General features: G+C 46.8%; 19 protein-coding genes and 1 riboswitch. Of the genes, 13 read left to right on the top strand and 6 right to left on the bottom strand.

All coding sequences use genetic code 11. The features are described from left to right. Nucleotides 1–105 precede the first annotated feature (105 nt). Nucleotides 106–654, top strand: coding sequence for an ADP compounds hydrolase NudE (gene nudE / locus OH455_RS18700; protein WP_269982395.1), 549 nt, complete (start codon nucleotides 106–108; stop codon nucleotides 652–654). Between the two features lie 26 nt (nucleotides 655–680). Further along, nucleotides 681–1,508 carry a 3'(2'),5'-bisphosphate nucleotidase CysQ gene (cysQ, locus tag OH455_RS18695; RefSeq protein WP_206371518.1) on the top strand — a complete coding sequence of 276 codons (828 nt, stop codon included), beginning with the start codon at nucleotides 681–683 and terminating at the stop codon, nucleotides 1,506–1,508. On the opposite strand, the gene OH455_RS18690 is transcribed toward cysQ, so the two are convergent. The 6 genes from OH455_RS18690 to gmk all read right to left on the bottom strand — a co-directional run bounded on the left by OH455_RS18690 (nucleotide 1,491) and on the right by gmk (nucleotide 8,020). Further along, entirely contained in the window at nucleotides 1,491–1,709 is a 219-nt protein-coding gene (locus OH455_RS18690; RefSeq protein ID WP_269982394.1) for a hypothetical protein, read from the bottom strand. The genes cysQ and OH455_RS18690 overlap by 18 nt on opposite strands. A gap of 40 nt (nucleotides 1,710–1,749) precedes the next feature. Beyond that, on the bottom strand, nucleotides 1,750–3,828 hold the full coding sequence (gene recG, locus OH455_RS18685) for an ATP-dependent DNA helicase RecG (protein WP_269982393.1): 2,079 nt from the start codon (nucleotides 3,826–3,828) through the stop codon (nucleotides 1,750–1,752). A 266-nt stretch (nucleotides 3,829–4,094) separates the two neighbouring features. Next, nucleotides 4,095–4,778 (bottom strand): tRNA (guanosine(18)-2'-O)-methyltransferase TrmH, encoded by a 684-nt coding sequence (gene trmH / locus OH455_RS18680; protein ID WP_045976659.1) that lies wholly within the window; start codon nucleotides 4,776–4,778, stop codon nucleotides 4,095–4,097. 66 nt (nucleotides 4,779–4,844) lie between these two features. Beyond that, on the bottom strand, nucleotides 4,845–6,968 hold the full coding sequence (spoT, locus tag OH455_RS18675) for a bifunctional GTP diphosphokinase/guanosine-3',5'-bis pyrophosphate 3'-pyrophosphohydrolase (protein ID WP_206371515.1): 2,124 nt from the start codon (nucleotides 6,966–6,968) through the stop codon (nucleotides 4,845–4,847). A gap of 40 nt (nucleotides 6,969–7,008) precedes the next feature. Then, nucleotides 7,009–7,281 carry a DNA-directed RNA polymerase subunit omega gene (rpoZ, locus tag OH455_RS18670; protein ID WP_006957184.1) on the bottom strand — a complete coding sequence of 91 codons (273 nt, stop codon included), beginning with the start codon at nucleotides 7,279–7,281 and terminating at the stop codon, nucleotides 7,009–7,011. A 115-nt stretch (nucleotides 7,282–7,396) separates the two neighbouring features. After that, a complete protein-coding gene (gene gmk / locus OH455_RS18665) occupies nucleotides 7,397–8,020 on the bottom strand; it encodes a guanylate kinase (protein ID WP_045976657.1) in 624 nt (207 codons plus the stop codon). 459 nt (nucleotides 8,021–8,479) lie between these two features. Between gmk and OH455_RS18660 the strand changes: the two genes are divergently transcribed. From OH455_RS18660 to OH455_RS18610, 11 genes are all read left to right on the top strand, one after another. Then, nucleotides 8,480–8,998, top strand: coding sequence for a sigma-70 family RNA polymerase sigma factor (locus OH455_RS18660; RefSeq protein ID WP_045976656.1), 519 nt, complete (start codon nucleotides 8,480–8,482; stop codon nucleotides 8,996–8,998). 2 nt (nucleotides 8,999–9,000) lie between these two features. After that, entirely contained in the window at nucleotides 9,001–9,945 is a 945-nt protein-coding gene (locus tag OH455_RS18655) for a FecR domain-containing protein (protein ID WP_269982392.1), read from the top strand. Nucleotides 9,946–10,043: 98 nt separating this feature from the next. Continuing rightward, a complete protein-coding gene (locus OH455_RS18650; RefSeq protein WP_269982391.1) occupies nucleotides 10,044–13,136 on the top strand; it encodes a TonB-dependent receptor in 3,093 nt (1,030 codons plus the stop codon). Between the two features lie 155 nt (nucleotides 13,137–13,291). Next, nucleotides 13,292–13,993, top strand: a complete 702-nt coding sequence (locus OH455_RS18645) for a Slam-dependent surface lipoprotein (protein ID WP_269982390.1) — start codon at nucleotides 13,292–13,294, stop codon at nucleotides 13,991–13,993. 72 nt (nucleotides 13,994–14,065) lie between these two features. Next, nucleotides 14,066–15,544 (top strand): surface lipoprotein assembly modifier, encoded by a 1,479-nt coding sequence (locus OH455_RS18640; RefSeq protein WP_269982389.1) that lies wholly within the window; start codon nucleotides 14,066–14,068, stop codon nucleotides 15,542–15,544. A 61-nt stretch (nucleotides 15,545–15,605) separates the two neighbouring features. Then, the gene (exbB, locus tag OH455_RS18635) at nucleotides 15,606–16,580 is read left to right on the top strand and encodes a tonB-system energizer ExbB (protein WP_269982388.1); all 975 of its coding nucleotides are present in this window, start codon (nucleotides 15,606–15,608) and stop codon (nucleotides 16,578–16,580) included. Between the two features lie 13 nt (nucleotides 16,581–16,593). Further along, complete coding sequence (exbD, locus tag OH455_RS18630) at nucleotides 16,594–17,016, top strand: TonB system transport protein ExbD (RefSeq protein WP_206371510.1); 423 nt, start codon at nucleotides 16,594–16,596, stop codon at nucleotides 17,014–17,016. After that, a complete protein-coding gene (locus OH455_RS18625) occupies nucleotides 17,013–17,897 on the top strand; it encodes a TonB family protein (RefSeq protein ID WP_269982387.1) in 885 nt (294 codons plus the stop codon). The genes exbD and OH455_RS18625 overlap by 4 nt, the downstream gene beginning before the upstream one ends. Nucleotides 17,898–17,994: 97 nt before the next feature. Continuing rightward, nucleotides 17,995–18,094, top strand: a riboswitch (purine riboswitch). 55 nt (nucleotides 18,095–18,149) lie between these two features. Beyond that, nucleotides 18,150–19,520 carry an NCS2 family permease gene (locus OH455_RS18620; protein WP_045976649.1) on the top strand — a complete coding sequence of 457 codons (1,371 nt, stop codon included), beginning with the start codon at nucleotides 18,150–18,152 and terminating at the stop codon, nucleotides 19,518–19,520. Nucleotides 19,521–19,742: 222 nt separating this feature from the next. Beyond that, nucleotides 19,743–21,428: a ShlB/FhaC/HecB family hemolysin secretion/activation protein gene (locus OH455_RS18615; protein WP_269982386.1), complete on the top strand. Its 1,686-nt coding sequence runs from the start codon at nucleotides 19,743–19,745 to the stop codon at nucleotides 21,426–21,428. A gap of 17 nt (nucleotides 21,429–21,445) precedes the next feature. Then, a partial coding sequence (locus OH455_RS18610) for a filamentous hemagglutinin N-terminal domain-containing protein (protein ID WP_269982385.1) occupies nucleotides 21,446–23,213 on the top strand: 1,768 nt, incomplete at its 3' end.

Genomic DNA, 23,213 nt, shown 5'->3' with positions numbered 1-23,213 from the left:
ATATGTACTACAAAGGGTTGACGAAAAAGTCAGCCCTTTTTTGTTTTCAAACATAGCAGTTTTCTCATATATTAATGACTTCCTCTACCGCTAAGGAGCAAGCAAGTGTCTAAACGGAAACCACCAGAAATTTTGGAAAAACAAACAGTAGCTCGATCCAAATTATTTGCTATTGAGGCACTTGATTTACGTTTTAGCAATGGTGTCGAACGGACTTATGAACGCATGAAACCGAGTGGTCGTAATGCCGTCATGATGGTACCGGTGACCGCAGCAGGAGACATACTACTGGTTCGTGAGTATGCGGCGGGTACAGAGCGTTATGAGCTTGGTTTTCCCAAAGGTTTGATTGATTCTGGAGAATCTCCAGCACAAGCAGCAGACCGAGAGCTAAAAGAAGAAATCGGTTTGGGTACCAACAAACTGACGCCAATGAAAGATGTAGTGCTCGCCCCTTCTTATTTCTCAAGCAAAATGACCCTGTTTATCGCAGAGGATCTATACTCAGAACAACTAGAAGGGGATGAACCGGAACCACTGGAAGTGATTCGCTGGCCACTCGCCCAAGCCGAAGAACTTCTGACTCACCTCGATTTTTGTGAGGCGCGCAGTATAACCGCGCTGATGCTTGCTCTACGTATCTTAAAACCATAATCAATGTAGAGCGTGAAGGATTGACTATGCCAATGACAGAAGACCTCTCCCACCATTTGCCAGCCGTAATTGATATTGCCCGCTCGGCAGGCCAACTAATTCTCGATATTTATGAGAAAAAAGAGTACCAAGCCTACACCAAAAGTGATGAAACACCTGTCACTAGTGCCGACATCGCGGCGCATAAGCTGATTATGGAACAGCTTGCTGAACTGACACCGGATATTCCGATTTTGTCCGAAGAAGCGGCAGACATCAGCCTCGAAAAACGCTCACAATGGAGTCGCTACTGGTTGGTTGATCCACTAGATGGGACTCAGGAATTTATCGCTCGCAGCGGAGACTTTGCGACCATTATTGCACTGGTCGAAAATCATCAACCAGTAATGGGCGTCGTCTATGGCCCTGTGTCTGGTGTGACTTACTATGCCTATAAAGACAAAGGGGCATGGAAGATTCCCGATATGGATGAAAGTGTGCGGATCAAATCCCACAACCATGATGGTAAGGCACACCCTATCGCGATTGCGATCAGCCGTCGTCAGGACATCAATAGTATTACTAGTCGTATGAGCAGCGGTTGGAATTATGATTTGGTGCCTTTGGGATCGGCAGCACTTAAAGCGTGCTTGGTCGCTGAGGGTGCTGTGGATTGCTACCTCCGCCTTGGGCCGACCGGAGAGTGGGATACCGCTGCGACTCAGTGCATTGTTGAAGAGGCGGGTGGCCGGATTCTAAGTACTCAGCTTGAGCCTCTGTCCTACAATGAGCGTGAAACCTTGGAAAACCCAAACTTCTTGGTTCTTGGTGATGAGAACTTACCTTGGGATGAGATTTTAAAGGTTAAGGACTAATGAGCGAGAACGTACTTCGTCCTCGGGATCGCTGCGCTTCGCCCGATGGAGAGCGGGATGACTAGTTCGAGTAGTACCTGAATAATGCACGAACATTCCATATATTAAGATGCCGTATTGTTTATTCAAACTAAGAGGGTTGACGTTTTCACGCCAACCCTCTTTTTTTGTTATCCAGTTATCCGTGAGGACGAAGTCCATTCCCACGTCCTTGTTCCATAGCGAAGCGTCCCCGTTTAATTTACGCCTTCGAATACATATCTCTATCACCTAACCAGCGGTTGATAATCGCTGCAGCGTTGTCTGGGAAGTTATCATGAATATGACGTGCGACACGCTGTACTTCAGGTATAAGATGCTGATCGCGAACCAGATCGGCGATTTTAAAGTCGGCCATTCCAGTCTGCTTAGTACCCAAAAGTTCACCGGGGCCGCGAATTTCCAGATCGCGTTGAGCTATCACAAATCCATCATTACTTTCGCGAAGTACTCCTAAACGCTTTTGTGCTGTTTTAGATAATGGAGAATGGTAGAGCAGTACACAGTGGCTGGCTACACTACCTCGACCCACTCGCCCGCGTAACTGGTGGAGCTGAGCCAATCCCAATCGCTCCGGGTTTTCAATGATCATTAAGCTTGAGTTAGGGACGTCCACACCCACTTCAATCACGGTGGTCGCGACCAATAGGTGCAGCTTGTTGTCTTTGAAATCTTGCATGACGGCTTGTTTTTCGGCTGGTTTCATCCGGCCATGCACCAAGCCGATTTTAACGTCAGGCAGCTTTCTTTGGAGTTCTTCGGCAGTATCGGCGGCGGCCTGAGCTTCCAATACTTCTGACTCATCGATCAGTGTGCAGACCCAATATGCTTGCTTACCTTCATTGAGGCAGGCATTACGGACTCGTTCGACAATATCATCTCTTTTCGTATCTGGAATGGCGACGGTCTGGATAGGCGTGCGCCCCGGGGGAAGCTCATCAATGACGGAAGTCTCGAGATCGGCGTAGGCGGTCATCGCTAGCGTTCGTGGGATGGGTGTTGCTGTCATGATCAACTGATGAGGAAATGCACCCTGCTTCTCTCCTTTTTCACGTAGTTCAAGACGTTGATGGACGCCAAATCTGTGTTGTTCATCTATGATGACTAAGGCTAGGTGATGAAAGGCGACGTGTTGCTGAAAAAGCGCATGAGTACCGACCACCATTTGCGCTTCACCGCTGGCAATTTTCGCCAGCTCAGCCTCTTTGGTTTTGCCCTTCAGTTTGCCAGCTAGCCAACCAACATTGATGCCCATAGGCTCCAGCCATTGAGCAAAGTTAATCGCATGTTGCTCGGCCAGCAGTTCAGTCGGTGCCATTAACGCTACTTGGTAACCATGCTCCAGAGCTCGTAGTGCTGCTAATGCCGCGACTAAGGTTTTACCAGAACCGACATCCCCCTGAACCAAACGCATCATCGGATGAGGTTTCTCAAGGTCTTGCTCAATTTCGGCGACAACGCGTGATTGTGCTTTGGTTGGTGAGAAAGGCAATTGATCGAGTAACTGCTGTTTAAGTTGGTTACGCTCAGATAAAGGCAGAGCAACATCCTGCTGACCTTTGCTGCGAACGGAAAGCATTGAGAGATTCTGCGCCAGTAATTCTTCCATGATCAGGCGTATTTGTGCTGGGTGTTTGCCTTCATCAAAGGCTTGTAGATCGATGTTAGGAGTCGGCCTGTGAATCGTATGTAGAGCCTGAGCCAGTGATACCTGCTGGTTGTATAGGCCGGATGGTAAGAGCTCTTGTACTGCTGCTTTATCAATAAGATCCAACGCCTGATCGGTTAAGTTACGCAGAGTGATCTGGCGTAAACCATCGGTCGTTGGGTAAACTGGCGTTAGGTTTTGTTCTACTTCATTAGGCTGATTTGGGGCGTAAAACTTATAATCGGGATGGACGATTTCCAGTCCAAAACTGCCACGTTTGACTTCACCGTAGGCGTGGATAGTTTTGCCTTCAGCAAAATTGTTTTTCATGCCTGCTGTGAAATTGAAAAAGCGTAACGTAATGGTGCCATTGCCATCGCTGATTTTTACCGACAACATCTTGCGCTTACCAAACAAAGTATCGACACTCATGATTTTACCCTGCACGGCGGCCCATAACCCGGCATGCAACTTAACAATGGGGTAAACGCGAGTGCGGTCCTCGTATCGCAGAGGAAGATGGAATAAAAGATCTTGTACTGAGTTGAGCCCGACTTTCGCCAGTTTTTCTGCCACTTTGGCACCGACGCCATTCAGAGAAGTCAAAGGAATAGCAGATAGTAATTGGGACATAACAAAGCTCGGTAAGTTATTCAGTAAGTTACATAGGCGATTACCCTAATAGTTAACCACTGAGCTGTGTTTTTGTACAGGGAAAAATTGAGGGAAAAGCTAGCCTGTTTAGGTATATTTCATATAGGGAGAAGTGAAAGTCTGTCATTCCATAGACTGACGAAGGAAGGAGTAGGGAATCTCTTAATTCATTGATTCACCAAAAGAGATCCCCAACTCGTTCGTCCCTCACTCTTGAGGATGACGAACGATCGACAAGGGGAACGTTACTTCTTCTGCATCTCTGCCCACCATTCGTCATCGGCGATGATCTGGCCTTCTTCATCCAATGATGGGTAAGGCAGTCCTTTCCGTTTAGCGACTTTGGCCAGGACCGGATGACCCCGTTCAAACAAAATGCGATGAATAGTGTCTTGCGGTAATGTGCTGACTTGATTGGAGTACATGCCAGCTTCTTGGCGTTGGCGTTGAGCTTCATACATGATAACCGCGCTCGCGACGGAGACATTGAGTGACTGCACCATCCCAATCATCGGGATGATAATATCCTGATCAGCCAGTTGTTTGGCCTCTTCTGAAGCGCCAATTTTCTCGCTACCAAGAATAATCGCTGTCGGTTTGGTGTAGTCGATCTCACGAAAATCGACTGCAGTTTCAGACAAATTAGTCACCAATATCTGCATGCCCTGAGACTTGAGCTCGGCAACCGCTTCACCAATAGAATCGTGGGTTTCGACTTCGACCCAGTTTCGTGCGCCAGCAGAGGTATGGCTGAGCGTGCGCATCTCATTGGGCCATACAGCATGAATTTTGTGAATACCAGTTGCGTCAGCGGTGCGGATCACTGCTGAAACATTATTGGGTTTATGTACTTCTTCAAGACAGAAAGTCAGGTCAGCCTGACGAGACTTGAGAACTTGTTGGATTCGGTTGTAACGTTCTGAGTTCATAGTAGTCGTAAAATAAAAGCCCTTGAAACTGTCATTCCAAGGGCATAACTCTGTGCGAGTATGTCGTTAGTTTTTGCGACGGCGCACTTTTAGTGTGTTCGGCATCGCTTTAATCTTACGCATGATTCCAGCAAGGTGAACACGATCTTTGGTCGTGAGCAATACGGTTACTGTGTAAAGTCGACCATCTCTCTCTTCGGTAGAAAGACCATGAATGTTCGAGCCAGTTTTGGAGATCACATTAGTCAGTTCAGCCAAAACACCTTGACGATTTTGCACATCAACATACAGTTCAGTGATGAACTCTTGGTCGTACTCTTCTGACCATTCCACGGCCATGTATTTGTCTGGTTCTTTCTGATATCCGCGAACATTTGGACATGTCTCACGGTGAACAACCAATCCACGACCCGGTGAGACGTGGGCAATGATGTGATCGTCTGGAATTGGATGACAACAGTTGGCGAAAGTCAGCAGTAGCCCTTCCGCTCCACGGACTGGCAGTTTTTTCTTCGGCTTATTACTATCGCTGCTTGCTACTTCGGTGAGTTCATCGACATCACCCAGTAGGCGACGAGCTATCACAATACTCATCAGCTCACCTAAACCAATATCTGCCAGCAAGTCTTCCACGCTATCGACTTTTAGCTCAGAAAGTACATGATTGATATTTTCTTCGTCGATGTCAGACAGGGACATATCGCCCAACGCATGATTGAGCAGGCGACGACCAAGCGTGACCGATTCTTCGCGACGCATGGTTTTCAGAACCTGACGGATCTTGGTGCGCGCACGTGAAGTCACCACATAATTGAGCCACGCTGCATTCGGGCGAGCTCCCGGTGCGCTGATAATTTCAATCGTCTGGCCATTTTTCAGCGACTTGCTGAGAGGATAAGGATTACGATCAACTCGCGCGCCAACACAGGTGTTGCCCACATCCGTATGGACAGCATAAGCGAAGTCCACAGCGGTAGCCCCTACTGGTAATTCGACAATGCGCCCTTTTGGTGTGAAAACGTAAATCTCGTCTGGGAACAGGTCTGATTTCACGTTTTCGATGAATTCAAATGAATTACCTGCGCTTTGTTGGAGCTCAAGAAGGCTTTGCATCCATCGCTGAGCTTTCACTTGCGCAGTTGTGCCAGTGCGATCGCCATTACCTTTGTAAGACCAGTGAGCTGCAACACCTTTATCAGCCATTTGATCCATGTCTTCGGTACGGATCTGGACCTCAACAGGTACGCCGTGAGGGCCAACCATCGAAGTGTGAATAGATTGATATCCGTTAGCCTTAGGCACCGCAATGTAATCTTTCATGCGACCTGGACGTGGCTTATACAAACTGTGAACCTGACCGAGTACTCGATAACAGGTATCAGCGTCCTCAACCACAACGCGGAACGCATAAATGTCCATAATGGTATGGAAGCGCTGCTCTTTGGTTTTCATCTTGTTATAGATGGAAAAGAGGTTTTTTTCACGACCAAACACACGGGCTTTGAGGCCGACTTCTTCAAGACGGCCTTCGATTTCACTATGGATGCGTTGGATCATCTCTTTACGGTTGCCACGCGCCGATCTGACCACTTCTTTAAGAACGCGGTAGCGGTTTGGGTATAACGCTTCAAAGCCGAGCTCTTCAAGCTCAGTTTTTATGTTGTGTATACCTAAGCGATGGGCAAGCGGCGAGAATATTTCCAGCGTTTCACGGGCGATACGACGTTTTTTATCAGCACGAAGAGCACCTAAGGTGCGCATGTTGTGCGTGCGGTCAGCCAATTTGATCAGAATAACGCGAATGTCTTGCACCATGGCAAGAACCATTTTGCGGAAGTTTTCAGCCTGAGCTTCTTTGCGGTCTCGAAATTTAAGCTTATCCAGCTTAGATACACCATCAACCAACTCAGCCACTGTCGTACCAAACTGAGTTTCTAACTCTTCTTTGGTGACTTCTGTATCTTCAATGACATCGTGAAGTAGAGCCGCTTGTAGCGTTTCAATATCCAGACGCATTTCGGCCAGAATACGAGCAACGGCGACGGGGTGGATGATATAAGGTTCACCGCTTGAGCGGGTTTGCCCTTCATGGGCGTCTTTCGCTACCACATAAGATTGACGCAGAGCCTCAACTTGAGGCTCTGATAGGTATTCTTGGGCAACGTCTTTTAGGCTATCGAATAGATACAAACTTTAGGCCCGGAAGATAGTTGATGAGAAGAAAGTCAGATTAACGACTGTGAGCGATGCTGCTTACAGCGGCTAGTTCTGCTGCTTCTTGTTCCTGCTGTTCCTGACGCTCTCGAGCATCTAGGATTTCTTTAGTGATCAGGCCTTCTTCGATTTCGCGCAGAGCGATAACCGTTGCCTTATCATTCTCTTCTGGCACTAGTGAATCTTTACCGCCAGTTTGCATTTGACGAGCGCGGCGAGCCGCAATGAGAACTAGGTCGAAACGGTTGCCAACTTTTTCAACAGCGTCTTGAACAGTTACGCGTGCCATGAGGACTCCAAATTAGTTAACTAAAATTTTGTATGACGAGAAATTATACAGTCTCTGTGTTCCCAGTGTCTAGTTCAGAGTATGCAGAGACAGTATTTCTTGAGAAACAGCTTGTTTATTCTGCTAAAAGCGCGTCAAGCATGCCTTTATATTTAGCAGCTTGCTTATCTTGCTTCAATCTTTCTGCACGGATGATGGCTTTAAAATCCATCAGTGCGCTATCGAAATCGTCATTGACGATCACATAGTCATATTCGTTGTAATGTGAAATTTCTGATTTTGCTTCGGCCATGCGCTTGGCGATAACGGCATCGCTGTCCTGACCGCGAGCATTTAAGCGGCGCTCAAGCTCACCATTAGACGGTGGCAGAATAAAAATGCTCTGCGCCTGAGGCATTTGCTCGCGGATTTGACGTGCCCCTTGCCAGTCGATATCAAGGAAGACATCAATGCCTTTATCGAGATTTTCTTCGATCCACGGGCGAGAAGTACCGTAGTAGTTGCCAAACACTTCGGCGTATTCAAGGAAGGCACCTTGGTCGATCAGCTCTTCAAAATACTCTTTCTGTACAAAATGGTAGTGGACACCATCTTGTTCACCCGGGCGCATGCCACGTGTTGTGTGCGATACAGACACTTTCATGGCGTAAGTCGGATTGGTTTCCAGCATGGCTGAAATCAAGCTCGATTTACCAGCGCCGCTTGGTGCAGATACGATATAAAGAGTGCCTTTGCCCATAGGTACAATTCCACGTTTGGTTTGATCGTGCCGACTTGGAAAGCCGACATGTTAAAGATAGCACCGACCATGAAGGATCACCGAAGTGATGAAAATAAGGTCAGAAAAATGGAGGCGAAGAGTAGCATGATCCGTAGGATCATCACAAGTATTTGCGTGGTGAGCTGCTGTTTTTAAAATGCAGATAATCGACGCGTTTCTTCCTGTTGAATGCTCAGTTGAATGCCTCTGATGGATCTCAACTTCTCCTTATCAATCAGTCCCTTAAATAGGGTGTTGTGTGGTTAAATTATTTTTTGTCTAAATTTTAAGCGTAATTAACTGATTTATTTATGATTTAGACAGTAGATTGAATTCCCATAGCACACTTTTTTTCAATAATCGTTGCTTATGAATAAATTTTAATGATAATTATTTTCATTTGTGATCTTATGCAACTGAAAGAAGGAGTGGCAAATTATGACAGCCATCAGCCCTGTGGATGTCAACGAAGTGGACAGCATGTATCGAGAGCATCATGGCTGGCTTTCGTTGTTTATTCAGCGGAGATTGAGCTGCCCTCAAGTCAGTGCTGATCTGGTTCAGGACACGTATTTGCGCCTTCTCGTTAGTGGTAAATTGCCCGAGCGTAAAGATTCCCGTCGTTATCTGACACATATTGCGAAAGGCTTGGTGATTGACCTCTATCGCCGCCGCCGGATTGAATCAGCCTATTTAGAGCTGCTCGAACAGCAGCCAGAGGATGTGATCTCATCGCCGGAAACTCAGACCATGATGGTGGAAGTGCTGGTGGAGATTGATGCGATGTTGCATAAACTGCCATTTAAAGTCCGTCAGGCTTTGGTTCTGAGGCAGATGGAAGGCTTGAGTTATAAGGAGATTGCTCAGCGTCTGGACGTGTCGGTGTCTTCAGTGGAAAAGTATGTCGCCAAAGCGTTGCAAGGTTGCATGTTGGTTGCAATGGAAGGTTATTACTGAGCATGGAGCGTGTATCTCGTAAATCAATTGAACAGGCGTCTTTATGGATGGCACGCATGTGGTCTGACGATGTGACCGAGCAGGATAAGCGTGCATTGGATCTTTGGCGTACTCGTCACCCGGATAATGATTATGCTTGGCGGCAAATGGAGTCATTACAGCAAAAACTGACCTCACTGCCGGATCCGCATTCGGGGAGTAAGGTTCTAGGAACCTATCGTCAACGCGTGTCACGCAGACAAGTGTTGGTTTGGGGAGGCGTTTCTCTAGCCACCATGAGTTTGGTGCTTTCTAGCGATGCTGCCATGCTACAGGGTGAAACAGAATATGCATCCGCCACAGGAGAAGTAAAGCCGGTAAGGTTATCAGATGGCACTGTGGTGGTGCTCAATACTGCCAGTCGTATGCGTGTCGACTTCAATCAGCATCAGAGAATTATCCGCCTGATGGAAGGTGAAATTATGCTCACCACTGGCCATCACCTGACGCCTTTCCATGTTATCACTCCACAGGGCAGCGTGACGCCGATCGGGACTAAGTTCAGTGTTCGCCTTGAATCTGAACAGACGCGGGTCAGTGTGTTCGAAGGCGAAGTAATCGCGAAGTCTCAGCGACAGGCACAAGGCCAGCATCTGCTCGCTGGGGAGAAAAGCGAGTTTAGCGCTTACCATCAAGGCCGAAAGCAGAGCTTGCTCGCCACGGATGCGCTGTGGTTAGAAGAAAAAATCCTCGCCCACGATACGCCGCTACCGGAATTTATTACAGAGCTGTCCCGTTATCGCCGCGGCGTGATCAAGGTATCCCCTGAGCTGTCAGCGTTGCGTATCTCCGGCGTGTATTCGATTCGAGATACCGACCAAACACTGGAAAACCTGCGCCAGCTGTTGCCTATTGAAGTGCACTTCCGTACTCGTTTTTGGGTCAGTATTTCCAGCAAAAGTGCATGAGTGACTGACAACTTGCATAATTTTTCTCTTATCGATTGAGGCTTTGACTCATTCGCTCGGTGTAATCACTAGTTAATCCAGCGAATAAGGACATAAACGTGCCGTCTCCTTTCACCTCGAACCTTTTGTCTATGACAATTCGTACTCAACTCGGCTTGGCTTGTCTAGCATTGCCGATTGTGGCGCTATCTGCTCAGGCACAGAATTTCGATATATCCGCAGGCGACTTAGATAGCGTACTGAATCAGTTTGCGCTTCAGGCAGGTATTGAGTATTCGATTGACGCTAGCCTGAGTCAGGGTCAATACAGCTTAGGTTTACAGGGAGATTATCAACCAGACGACGCGTTTCGTATTTTACTGGCGGATGCCGGACTCAGTGCGCAAAAGCAGGTTGATGGCTCGTATCTAGTGGACGGTGGTGATGAATGGTCGCTGGATGCGATTCAGGTCGGGACCAGTCTTGATGGTGGCGTAAGCCGAGACGAAGCGGGGGAAGCCAATGTCTACGATAAAGACACTGCGACTGAATATCGTGGCAAGGAAGAAATTGAACGTTTCAAAGGGGCGGATGCCTCAGATATCTTCAAAGGGATGGCTAACGTGCACAGTGGCGATGCGCGTAATGGCGGTGGTATTGACCCGAACATTCGCGGTATTCAGGGGCCGGGACGCGTCCCTGTGATTATTGATGGTACTGAGCAGGCGATTACGGTGAATAATGGTTATCGCGGGGCGTCTAACCGGAGTTTCCTCGACCCAAACCTGATTGGCGGCATGACGGTACATAAAGGCGCGCAAATCAATCCAGACGTGAACACTTCAGTGGGCGGAGCGGTGGAAATTACGACTTTATCTCCACGAGATATCGTCCAACCCGGCGAGACGTTTGGTATGGAATTTATTGTCGAAAGCAGCAGCAATTCAACGGCACCAGAAGAGCCGAGGCTATATACAGGACAAGACGTTAGCACCATTCCGGAATATGCCAACATCGATAACCCTGCGAGTGAACTGTTGTATAGCGACCCTGCTTTGGTTATTAATCCTGATCAGCGTCAGGATGATAATCCATTAAATGGTGAAGATACCGCTTACCGACTTGCGGTGTCGGGCATTGGGCCAAAAGTGGAATGGCTGGCGGCTTACGCTTATCGTAATCGCGGTAACTATTTTTCAGGCAAGAATGACGCGGGATTTTACCGACAGCCTTTGGAGGAAGGAGAAGAATTAGGAGGGCGACAGACAGTCGTTCGCCCAGAGCACTTAGCTTTGGTTTATCACCCTGGTGATGAAGTGACTAACACCTCTTCTGAGATGGAATCGTTTTTAGGCAAGTTTGCCTTCAACCTCAGTCATGATACCAAAGTTGAATTGGGTGCTCGCTATACCAAGATTATTCATGGTGAAATCCTAGCAAGCCGAAATGAAGCTAGGTACCTATCTGGCATTGCTCAATGGCCGTTAAATGAAACCAGACTGCAAGCCTACAATATCAAACTGCGTTCTAAGCCTGATAATCCGTATATCGACTTTAAGTCCAACCTGTGGGTGACCTTGTCCGATGTTAGTTCAAATTCGGGGTCTGGTTCGCCCAATAGTCTGACAGATGGTTCAACTATCATTAAGAACACAGCACGAATAAATGCTGAAGAAGATCGCTATGGCTTGAGTATAAGTAACAAAATGCGGCTTGGTGGTGATGTCGATTTCACTCTCTCTGGTAGCTACCAATTCCATGAGCTGGCACCTAAAGGTGACTTGAACGCTGTGATTGAGGAGTTTGAACAAGCGCGAGCGGGGGAGCGAACGGAATACAATGGCAGCGCCAATATTGAGTGGCGGGCTACGGAGTCGTTGATCTTTAACGCGGGTGTTCGTTATGGCTACTACAAAACCGTCGATAACTTTGTTAAAAATCGCTTGGCAGCAGGCGATACTCAAGCGTTATCCCAATATGGCAGTGAAGGCTATAAGCTTTCTTATCAGATGAATGTGCCGATTACTGAGGAGAATCGTGCGGAATATTTATCTGGTATTGAAAGTAGCATCAGAAATGAGAATACCCCGTTAAACGTAGAAATTGCAAATTTGAGACAGGCGTTAAACGATGTTCCTCCTATTCTTATTCCTGTTGTGCAGACACAGTTAGCTGCCAGAGTTGTTGAGCAGGATGCGCTAGTAGCTCAGGGAGTCGCTGACGCTGCGACACACACATCTTATGTGGAAGATATTGAGTCAGAGTGGCGCCATGATGGGCAGAATAACTACAGTGCATCAGACAATGGCTGTATTACTGCTGCCAACGACCCTAACTATGTGGCGGGCAGTTGCTCCGCACAATCCATCAGTGCGTCTTCAGCCAGCACCTATACCAATACCGAATCAAGTGACAGCGGTTGGATGCCATCGGCTTCTCTAACTTGGTTAATGACCGAAGACAGCCGTAGTTATATTCGCTACGCCGAATCTTTGCGCTTTCCTAGTATGTTTGAAAGTACGGTTGGCTTTTCGGCGGTGCCATCGGTGTCATCGCCACTTAACTCCGAGCGTTCCAAACTCTGGGAGCTAGGCTATGTTTACTATTTCGATCACGCCAATATCAAACTGACCTACTTTGATCAGGTGATTGAAAATGTGATGGACAGAAATACGTCAGTAAAGACCGACTCTTTTATCAACTTAGAGAAGTTGAGTACCAGTGGCTTAGAGTTGCAGCTGGATTATGACGATGGCGATTATTTTGGTGATTTATCCGTTGCCTACAATCTAGAATACGAAGTGTGTGATGAGAGTGCAGCCACGCAGCGTTTTATGGCGGACATTGCTAGCACGGGCTCCGCGGAGTATAAACAATGTCGACGTGGTGGCTTTAGCGATACTAACTATCTTGCCAATAAAATCCCCCCTGAAATCAGTGGTAGTTTTCATTTTGGGGCACGATTCTTTAACAAGAAGTGGATTGCTGGAACGCGCACCTATTATGCGGCAGACAGTCATTCAGAAGACTATATTCAACGCGATCATGTAACCACAGTGGATGCGTATATTGGTTACGCCTATAACGAACACCTTCAGTTTGAAGTACGGGGCAGTAACCTAACCGATATGTACTATCTCGAACCTGGAGCCGTGACTGGGATTCCAGCACCGGGGCGAACCATCAGCGTCAAATTGACCAGCCGATTCTAACTTCAACCAAAAAGCCGCAGCTAAGACTGCGGTTTTTTTCATGCTTATTTACGGGTTCCTCTGTTTCATCCGGTGTATGGAATGAAGCTGTTGAAGACAGCGGATAGCGACGTCTGAGCAGCAGATGACAACATATAGCCTATAAGGATTGAATAATGAAAATCGTACAACTTTCATGGATTTCAGCGGCCATGCTGGGCCTAAGCTCACTGGCACATGCTGGTTTTGATGGTGCCATCAGTGATGGTTCACAGCGTCAGGTGGGTGAATCTGAAGTCTGGGTTCCGTTTATCCACTCTAAAGGTAAAGCAGGTATCGGTAGCACAGGTGGTAAGAAGGTCGACTTTGATGGTCTAACTGTTCTTGCTAGCCAAAATGGTGATGTGTATACCTCTGGCAGTGACCACAACAACTCTAAATACGTTTTCTCTCAGGTTGCGGGTCAAGATATCTGGTTTGGTGAATGGTCTTCAGGTACTGAAAATGGTCAAGCTGTGGATCGTGCAGTGTACTACGTGGGCAATGACACAGGCACGACGGTACCTACCTCTGGTTCAGCGACCTATACAGTCGCTGGCATCAATAATGGTACGACGTTGAGCGGCCAGTTCACGGCGGATTTTGGTGCTCAAACACTTAACGGTGCTCTTTCAAACAGCAATTTGGCGATCAATCTGTACAACAATGCTATTAATGCCTCTACAGCGGAATTCTCTGGAACAGCTGTGGCGAATGGCATGTCTATCGGTCACTCTCAGGGCCACTTCTTTGGCGCGGATGCCGCTTTTCTAGCTGGCTTTGCTAAGTTTGCTGGCGACAGCACGCTCAATACTGCCTTTGGCGGTAGCAAAAACTAATTTTTGTTTTTGTCTTTCTCTTTTGGGGAGCAAGTGACTTGCTCCCATTTTTTCTCCGATTGAAACACATCAATGAAAATCGACCGTAACTTTATTCTTGGCTCACTGTTTATGGTGAGCGCTATTTACTCCTCTTGCTCTTATGCGGATCAGGATACCGACTTACGTATCCAGCAACGTGACGCGTTATCTTCCCGTCAGAACGAAAGTGCTCTTATCGAAGAAGAACTGGAAAAAGAACGCCTAGCCGAACAGTCGGCATCAAGCACTGAGTCGAGTGTAGAGAATACCGCTAATGAGCTTGGACCGGCATTGCATCTCGCGGTCAGGCAACGTCAATGGGCACTGGCAGATAATCTGCTGCAAAGGTATATGACGTTGGCGGATTTTGATCCTATGCTGGTGCACTACGCATCGGGGGCACTGGCACGCAATGCGCGTGATTATGATCGGGCAGAAACGCACTACACGACATTACTTGAGATGCAGGAAAACTTTTTGCCCGCAGAACTGGAGTTAGCTCGCGTCTGGTTTGAAGACAGAGAAAACAGTGCTTCTTTGTCGTTGTTTAATGACATCCTCAACCGTTTACCTGCTGATAATCCAAGAGCGGCGGGAGTCCGGAATACGGTAGAAAGCTTCGTTAGTGCACTGGAGTATCGTGATGATTGGCAAGGTGCATTTTCATTTGGGCCGACTTACAACGACAACCTGAATTTGTCCTCGAAACACTATGAATGTCTGGTCTATTTCACCAATGGTCAGTGCTTTTTAGAGCGTAGCGCGCCCAAGGTTAAATCTGCCTATGGTATTGACTACGACGCCAGTTTAAATCGACGCTTTTCGCTTAGTGGTCATCATGGCTTGCAGCTACGCAGCTTTGCCTATGGCACCAATTACCAGAACCACAAAGAACATAACGAGCAGACCTTAAATGTGACCTTTGGCTACAGCTATCAGACCGCCAAACATCAGATCAGTATTGCGCCGCAGTTCGAGTATCGCGCCTTAGCGAATCAGGCTCTGTTTGCTTCGGGCGGTTTCAAGGCAGATTGGTTTGCTAATCTTGGTCAGACTTCTGCCATCAAATTTGAAGTAAAAGGTGAATATCTCGATTATCGTAATCAAACCTTTGCTTACCAGTCCGACTGGCAGTGGTCGGTCTTTGGCACTTATTGGCATCAGTTACCCGATGAGTGGCTATTGTTTGGTGGCTTAGACTGGACACTGAAACAAAATCGACAGGCGGTGCATGAGTACGATTTGTGGGGAGGTCGATTGGGCGTGAATAAAACCTTCACATCGCTGAACACTGATGTGACCTTATTCGCTTCGCTGAGGCAACGTATTTATGGTGACTTCAATGCGGTGCTTGGTGAGCGGCGCGACGATACTGAGCAAAATTATACCTTAGTGGTGACGCTGCCAGAGCTGTTTGCCGGATTTCAACCGCTCATCGAAGTCAAAGCCAATCAGACCAAGAGTAATGTTGATTGGGCATACAGCTACAAGCAGCATCAATACAGTCTAAAACTAGAAAAAAGATTCTGAAAATAATCAACGGCTTATTGTTTTTTCAAAAAATAATTAAAAAACTTTTACGGATTTTTCATTGTGGTTCGGTGTTACTGATAGAGGTGCACGTGTTTGGCTAGGCATAGTGCGCACAGATAAACCGAATGTGAGTAAAACAATGGAATGCTTATCCAGATCACTACTGATTATTTGCTTTTTTTTAGCGGCCCCATTCAGCTGGGCTGAAACAACGTCAGAAAGCGGGTCACAACCCGTTATGCAGGAAAATGCGACCATCGCAGAGAAGGCTGAAATCTCTGCGCTTCCTGCACCGGTGAGCGACAACATGTCGCCACCGGATTTGGTCGCCGCTACTGCTCAACACGACATGTCCCCCTATGGCATGTATCAATCGGCTGACTGGGTGGTCAAAGCGGTGATGATTTTACTGCTGGTGGCCTCAGGCGTGACTTGGGCGATCGGTATCGCAAAGCAAATCCAGTTGAACCTAGCGTGTCGCCGTGCGCGTCATATTGTTAATGAATTGCTTGATTCTGAAACCTTGGTCGAAGGCAAGCTGCGCTGCGGCAGTGCAGAAGGCGCTGGGCTGGCGTTGATTGAAGCTACAGAAAAAGAACTGGCGTTGTCTGCCCGAGCAGATAATGAGGACGGTATCAAAGAGCGCTTACAGCTCAGGCTCGAACGTGTTCAGGCTGGTTTAAGCAGTGCGATGGTTGGAGGTACAGGAGTGCTGGCAACAGTGGGCTCCGTTGGCCCTTTTGTCGGGCTATTTGGCACCGTTTGGGGGATCATGAATGCCTTTATCGGCATCGCCAAATCTCAAAACACCACATTAGCTGTCGTAGCGCCGGGGATTGCAGAAGCGTTGTTGGCAACGGCGATTGGTTTGGTGGCCGCGATTCCTGCGGTAGTGCTTTATAACCACTTTACTCGCGGTGTCAGCCAGTATCGCGCGCTTATGGCAGATATCTCTGCAGCGCTGATGGTACTGGTGAGCCGAGATCTCGATAGAGAGCCCGTTTCTATCGATGGAAAAAAGTTGGCAGCCTGAGCGGAGCATAGAGATGGGATTTAAAGTTGCTTCGCAGCAGGACGAGTTGGTGGTCAATCATGAGATCAACATCACGCCGTTTGTTGATGTCATGCTGGTGTTGCTGATCATTGTAATGGTCGCGGCACCACTGGCGACGGTCAATATACCGGTCGATTTACCCACGTCTTCGGCTGCACCGACACCTCAACCTAAGGCTCCGTTTTACTTGACTGTTAGCACTGATCTGGCGCTGACATTAGGCGAGGAGAGTACGGTGACTCTCGAACAACTGCCTCAAGCGCTAGCCCAAGTGCTGCCTGATAAAGAGCAGCGGATCTATTTACGTGCTGACAAAGCACTGGATTACCAAAGCTTGATGAAAGTGATGAACGCTTTGGTTGCAGCGGGTTATGTACAGATCGCTCTGGTCGGATTGGAACAACCAGAGAAATGAGAGGCAGTCAGTTAGGAAGATCCATAGCGCATGATAGCTTTGGCCCATGGTTGCTACCTGGAATCATCATTAGTGTCGGTTTTCATCTGGCTGTTGCGGTATATTATTTGTACCAACCTAAAGCTAAATTTATTCAGCCGCCAGCAGCGATTCCCGTCAGTGTTGCTTTGGTTGCACCCGTCGCGGCGCCACATGTTGAAAAGCCCGCGTTAAACTCTGGTCCTGAGCAAAATGAGTCGATGGATTCTATGGCATCAATGGCTCGTACAGAGCCGATTGATCCACAACAGAAGATCCAACAAGAGGTCGAGAGTGTGCCGGAGCCATCTCCGATTATAGCCAAAGAAGCACAGCGCTCCTCAGAGATTGCGACGCCTGAAAAACCAATAGAGACGAAGCCAAAAACGAAAGTAGAGAGCAAACCTGTTGCACAGGTTCAAAAACAGTTGGAAACGCCGCAAGCCGAGACACCTTCAGTCAGCCAAAAGGCTTCGGTCGCTCAGATTAAAAAGAGCGCTCCCAAGCTTGAAGTCGAAAAAGAACATAAGCAGATTCAAGGCGTGTCTGGGGCATTTAGCCAACACCTCAAACAAGTTAAGATGAGTTGGAAGCAGCAACTGGTGCTGCACCTTGAGCAGCACAAGCAGTATCCGCGCCGCGCTAAGCGGATGCGTAAACAAGGTGTGCCCTTGATTACTTTTACTATGGATAGAGCGGGGCAAGTACTGGGCGTCAAACTGGTACGCAGTAGCGGAACAGAATCGCTCGATAAAGAAGCGGTGGATCTTGTCTACCGTGCTATGCCATTGCCATTACCACCAGATGAAGTCAGCGGTGCGACCTTAACTTGGACGGTTCCAGTTCGGTTTTACGTTCAGTAGTGAATGAACCTAGTATTGGTGTGACCAATACACGCTCGAAGCAAACGTTTGCTAAATTTGCACAAAACCATTGAGATTTCACTCAAGATCCTTAAAATCCGCGCAAACGATTAAATGCTGTATATGTCTGATGGAATGGATTGGACGTTTCTACCGCTGAGCCTATCTCGGTGACTACAGTTGCTTTGCCCCTTTTCTCTTCATACAGCATTGGATCCGTTTACTATTTACTCCACTTGTAAAGGTTTCATTGTGAGTCTCGAATCAACCCTGAAAAACCAGAATCAGTCCGGTGTACTGGAATCGGTATTTAAAATCACTCAACGTAACACCACCCTAGGTACTGAGCTGTACGCAGGCTTTATTACGTTTTTGGCAATGAGCTATATTCTGGCGGTTAACCCAGCCATTCTGGGTAGCATTCCCGGCATGGATAAAGGTGCGGTGTTTACGGCGACGGCGATCGCAGCGGCAGTGGCAACGCTAATCATGGGCATTTGGGGTAATTACCCGGTGATGCTGGCACCAGGCATGAGCATGAATGGCTTCTTCAAAGGGATGTTACTGAGTAGCTCAGTTGCCTTGGTGTGGCATGAAGCGCTGTTTGGTATCTTTCTATCCGGTGTGTTGTACCTGATTCTGTCGATGACCAATATCCGCAAAGCGATGATTGAGTCGATACCAGAAGATCTTAAGCTGGCGATTACCGTTTCGCTTGGATTGTTCATTGCCTTTCTTGGTCTTAAAAATGCCGGCATTATTGTTTCTAACCCGATCATTTTGGTCAGCATGGGCAAGGTGACAGACCCACAGGTCATCATTGCTTACATCAGTATCTTTGTCGCTTTGGGTTGCATGGTGCGCGATATTAAGCTCGCGACCTTTATTTCTTTTGTTACTGCTATTGTGTTAACTGTCTTTGCTGACATGGTGATGGGGACCAACAACGCGCCGATTCCAGAGCAATTGGTCTCTGCTCCGCCAAGCTTAGCGGGCAGCTTTGGTGCGGTGTTTGATTTTTCAGGATTAACGGCGGACAAAATGTTTGACCTGTTGTTTATTGTGATTATTTTCCTGATTGTCGATTTCTTTGATGGCCTGAGTACGATTGTTGGTGTTGGCCGTGATGCAGGGATCATCGATAAGGATGGCAAAGTGCCCAATGCACGTTCTGCATTGGTTGCAGATGCGGGTGGCACGGTGATTGGTTCAGTTCTGGGAACCACCTCTATCACTGCCTTCTCAGAGTCTGGCATTGCCTCTTCTCAGGGTGCCAAAACCGGATTGGCCGCCGTGATGGTTGCGGGCTTGTTCCTAGTCTCTCTATTCCTATATCCATTGTTTTCGATTTTTTCAGCCGCCATGGTGGCGCCAGCGATGGTCGTTGTTGGCATCTATATGATCGGGCGTTTAGGGCAAATTAGCTGGGAACAAAAAGAATCCCGCATTGCGGCATTCTTTACCATCATGTTCACCGTTCTAAGTTTTTCACCAGCCAACGGTATGGCGATGGGTTTTATCAGCTATGCATTTACCATGGTTGTGGCAGGTAAAGGTAAACAGGTGCATCCGGTGATTTACGCTCTATCGGCTATATTCCTGACGTACTTGGTACTGTTGTAATAAGATTTTGAAACTAAAAAGCCCCGCTCTTAGAGCGGGGCTTTTTTAATTATCCTGATTCTAATCATCTCTTTTAGATTAATATGCAACATGTTTATTTGATTTATTTTTAGTCAATTTGATCTTGTCAAATTATAATCAAATGTTATTGTACTTGGCTCATAAATAAGAAATGAAGCTATTCATTTTACAAAAAAATAACGTTTGGTTGGCAGGTAAAATATGTTGTCTTTCCAGTGTGGTGTTAAAGCGACCGCACTCGGTGTTTTTGTTGTTATGTCAATTAACTTGAGCATGGCTTCAACCCCCATAAATGTAGTGTCTCCTTCTACTCTTGCTGAGCAAGAAAGAGAGCAAGCAATCAGATTAGAGCAGTTAGAAAAAGCAAACGATTCCGTTAGTGAGTTACACAATGTCCCTACTTTGCCAAAAAATGACAGCGTAGAATCAGCGGAATGCTTTGAAGTGAATAGTTTGCTCTTCGAGGGTAACGAGATTTACTCTGACGAAGAATTGATTCATTGGCTGAACTTTTCCCCATCATGTATTGGCTTGAATGAAATCAATGAGTACTTAAGGATAATTACAAACCATTATGTTAAGAGTGGTTACGTTACCTCACGCGCTTTCCTCATTCCTCAGGATCTTAGTTCTGGAGTACTTAAGATAGTAATTCTGGAAGGTAAAATAGAAAAGATACTACTAAATAGTGCTCCTTCGTCCAGTTTGGATATGGTGCTTCCAAGAGCCGTGGGAAGAGTGCTTAATTTAAGGGATATTGAGCAAGGTTTAGAACAGATAAATCGATTGTCTCGTTATAATGCTCAAATTCAGTTTCTGCCAGGTAAAAAACAAGGCTACTCGATTGTTGATATAAAAACTGAATCAGGTCGAATAGTCTCAGCTAGTGCCGGTTTAAGCAATGGTGGCCAAAAATCGACGGGCGAAGAGCAATTATCGCTCAGTGTCTCGGCGGAAGATATGCTGAATTTATTTGACAAATGGACAATTTCAGCCACTCAGAGTGCCGCTTTTATCGATTCTAGAGATTCCGAGAGCCTATACTTGAGCCTCGACTTCCCAGTCGGTTATTGGAATATTGGCTACAGGTCAGCGTTCAGTAAATACAGCACCAATTTCACAAGTAATGACTTTGTCTTTGATGCGTCTGGAAAAACAAATAGTCATGATGCAGATATAAAATGGTTATTTTATCGAGATGATAGGAGTAAGTCTTCTTTTAGACTTGGAATTAATCATCGACGGGAAAAAAACTACCTACTTGATCAATTGCTTGAATCTAGCTCACGAGATTTGTCTTCTGCTTCATTTTCATGGGAACACAGCACGCGCTTGGGTGATGGTTTCTTAACGGTCTCTCCTAAATATTCTTTAGGGACTGATTGGTTTGGTGGTGAAGAGAATCAGTCTTCAGACCCTACTATTCCAAGAGCTCAGTTCTCAAAAGGAACTCTATCTGGAAGCTATACCCATTTTCTGGCGAATGAACTTATTTTTTCTAGTACATTTTTTGGTCAGTGGAGCAATGACACCCTGTATGGCGCAGAGCGAATTAGTATTGGTGGCGAATACTCGGTTCGAGGCTTTAAAGGTAAATCCTTATCTGGAGATCAAGGTTATTACTGGCGTAATGACCTAACAAAAAATGTAAGCCAATACCCTTACCTAGGACAAATCTCGCTTAATGCTGCCTTAGATATGGGAAGCATAGCTAAAGATCCAACTGATGAATCAGAACGCGGTTCGCTTGCCGGTGCTAGCTTTGGGGTTAAAACAAGATCGAAGCATGCATCTAGCTCCCTTTCTTTAGGCCTCCCCTTGGCTTTTCCGTCTCAGCTTAAAGCTGATGATTACGTTGTCTATTACCGACTTGAACTGTCGATTTGAGTATAAGGCTTTCTTCTATGGATAAACGTTTGACTTTTAGTCAGGTGACTCTGACCTATACACTATGCTGTTTGATGACACTTCAGCCAGCGATGGCTAATGTGGTAATCGATACCTCAGTAGTAAACACATCGAAAGTTGCGGCTGGCAATGGTGTAGAAGTGGTTAATATCGCGACACCAGACAGCAACGGTTTGTCTCATAACAAGTATCAACAGTTTAACGTAGATTCGAAGGGACTTATCCTCAATAACTCGACTGCGCAATTAGCGCAATCACAGCTTGGTGGTTTGTTACAGAACAATCCCAACTTAAACGGAAAATCCGCCAGTGTCATCTTGAATGAAGTGACAGGAGCTAACAGAAGTAAGCTTGAGGGGTATACCGAGGTTTTTGGTCAAAGTGCCAATGTTATTCTTGCAAACCCATACGGAATTACTTGTGACGGGTGTGGTTTTATCAATACACCTCGGGTGACCTTCTCAACAGGTACGCCTGAGTTTGAGAAGGGCGCTTTAAGTGGATTTAATGTAGCCGAAGGTTCGGTAAGTATCGAAGGGCTTGGGCTGGATGCCTCAAATCAAACTTATTTTGACATTATAAGTCGCACAGCAGAAATAAATGCGGCTATTCACGCTAATGATCTATCTATCATTACGGGAAGTAATCAAGTTGAATATTTGACGAACAAAACCATCAAACAAGAGCATAGCCCCTCAAACAAACCTCAATTGGCGATAGATACTTCATCTATTGGAGGGATGTATGCGGGTCGTATCGCTTTAATTGCAACAGAAGATGGTGTTGGGGTTAATGTTGGTGAACTGTCAACTTCTCAGGGAAACATCACAATTAGTGCTAACGGTGAGGTTCGCCTAGGAAGAGTGGATAGCGCTAAATCACTAGAGATTAGCAGCCAAGACAATGTGGTTATTGAAGGCGAACAACGTATCAAAACTGAATTGTCAATTGAAGGGGCAGAAGTAGCTATCCAGGATGCAAAAGTTGCGGCAGGACAGAATGTAGACTTGGATGCTGATGGTTTGACGTTGTTGGGAAGTCAGATCGATACCATCGATCTGGAGGCAAAAGTCAGTCGTAGCCAGTTGAATGCTAGCAGCTCGTTAAATACTCAAAATGCTCAATGGAGTAATGTGAGCCGTCTTGAAAACCAAGGATCTATTTCGGTAGCCGAGACATTGGATGTGTCAGGAAAGACGTTGAGTGTAACGGGCTCTGGAACAATACAAACAAAGCAAATGAGTGTTTCTGCTGATGCCCTGACATTTGGTAGCACTGCAAGAACAGAGCAAGCAGTGCTGAGAGCAAATGAGCGTTTGAAATCAACAGAAGAAACGGATCTTAGCGCCGTAGATAACCTGACTTTAAGTAGCCCTCATATAGACACTAGCGGCTCAATTAAGTCGGGTTCTAGCCTACTAGTTAGCGGTGAAAAAGTAGTTCACCGAGGACAAGCGCAAGGTAAGACTGTAGTTATTGATGCGGCAGCCTCTTCTATAACAGGTGTGTTGGAGAGTGTTGGAGACCTGACGGTACAGGGTGAGCATCTGGACATTTCTGGGACGGTGCAGTCGACGGGTGAGGTTGTGCTGGCCGGTGGTACTCAAGTGAGCAGCGGGCAAGACAGTCAGTTGCTGGCGGGTCAGCGTCTGAGAGTGACGGGCCCTCAAGTTTCTTTGACAGGTAAGACAGGTACAGGTGCAGAGTTAGTCATAGAAGGTGATTCGGTGACACTGGGCGGAACGGTGACGTCACAGGATGCTA

Source organism: Vibrio sp. T11.5 (assembly GCF_027587155.1).
Lineage (GTDB): Bacteria > Pseudomonadota > Gammaproteobacteria > Enterobacterales > Vibrionaceae > Vibrio > Vibrio neptunius.
The sequence above is the reverse complement of the archived record's forward strand: the minus strand, read 5'-3'. Positions and strand labels throughout refer to the sequence as shown.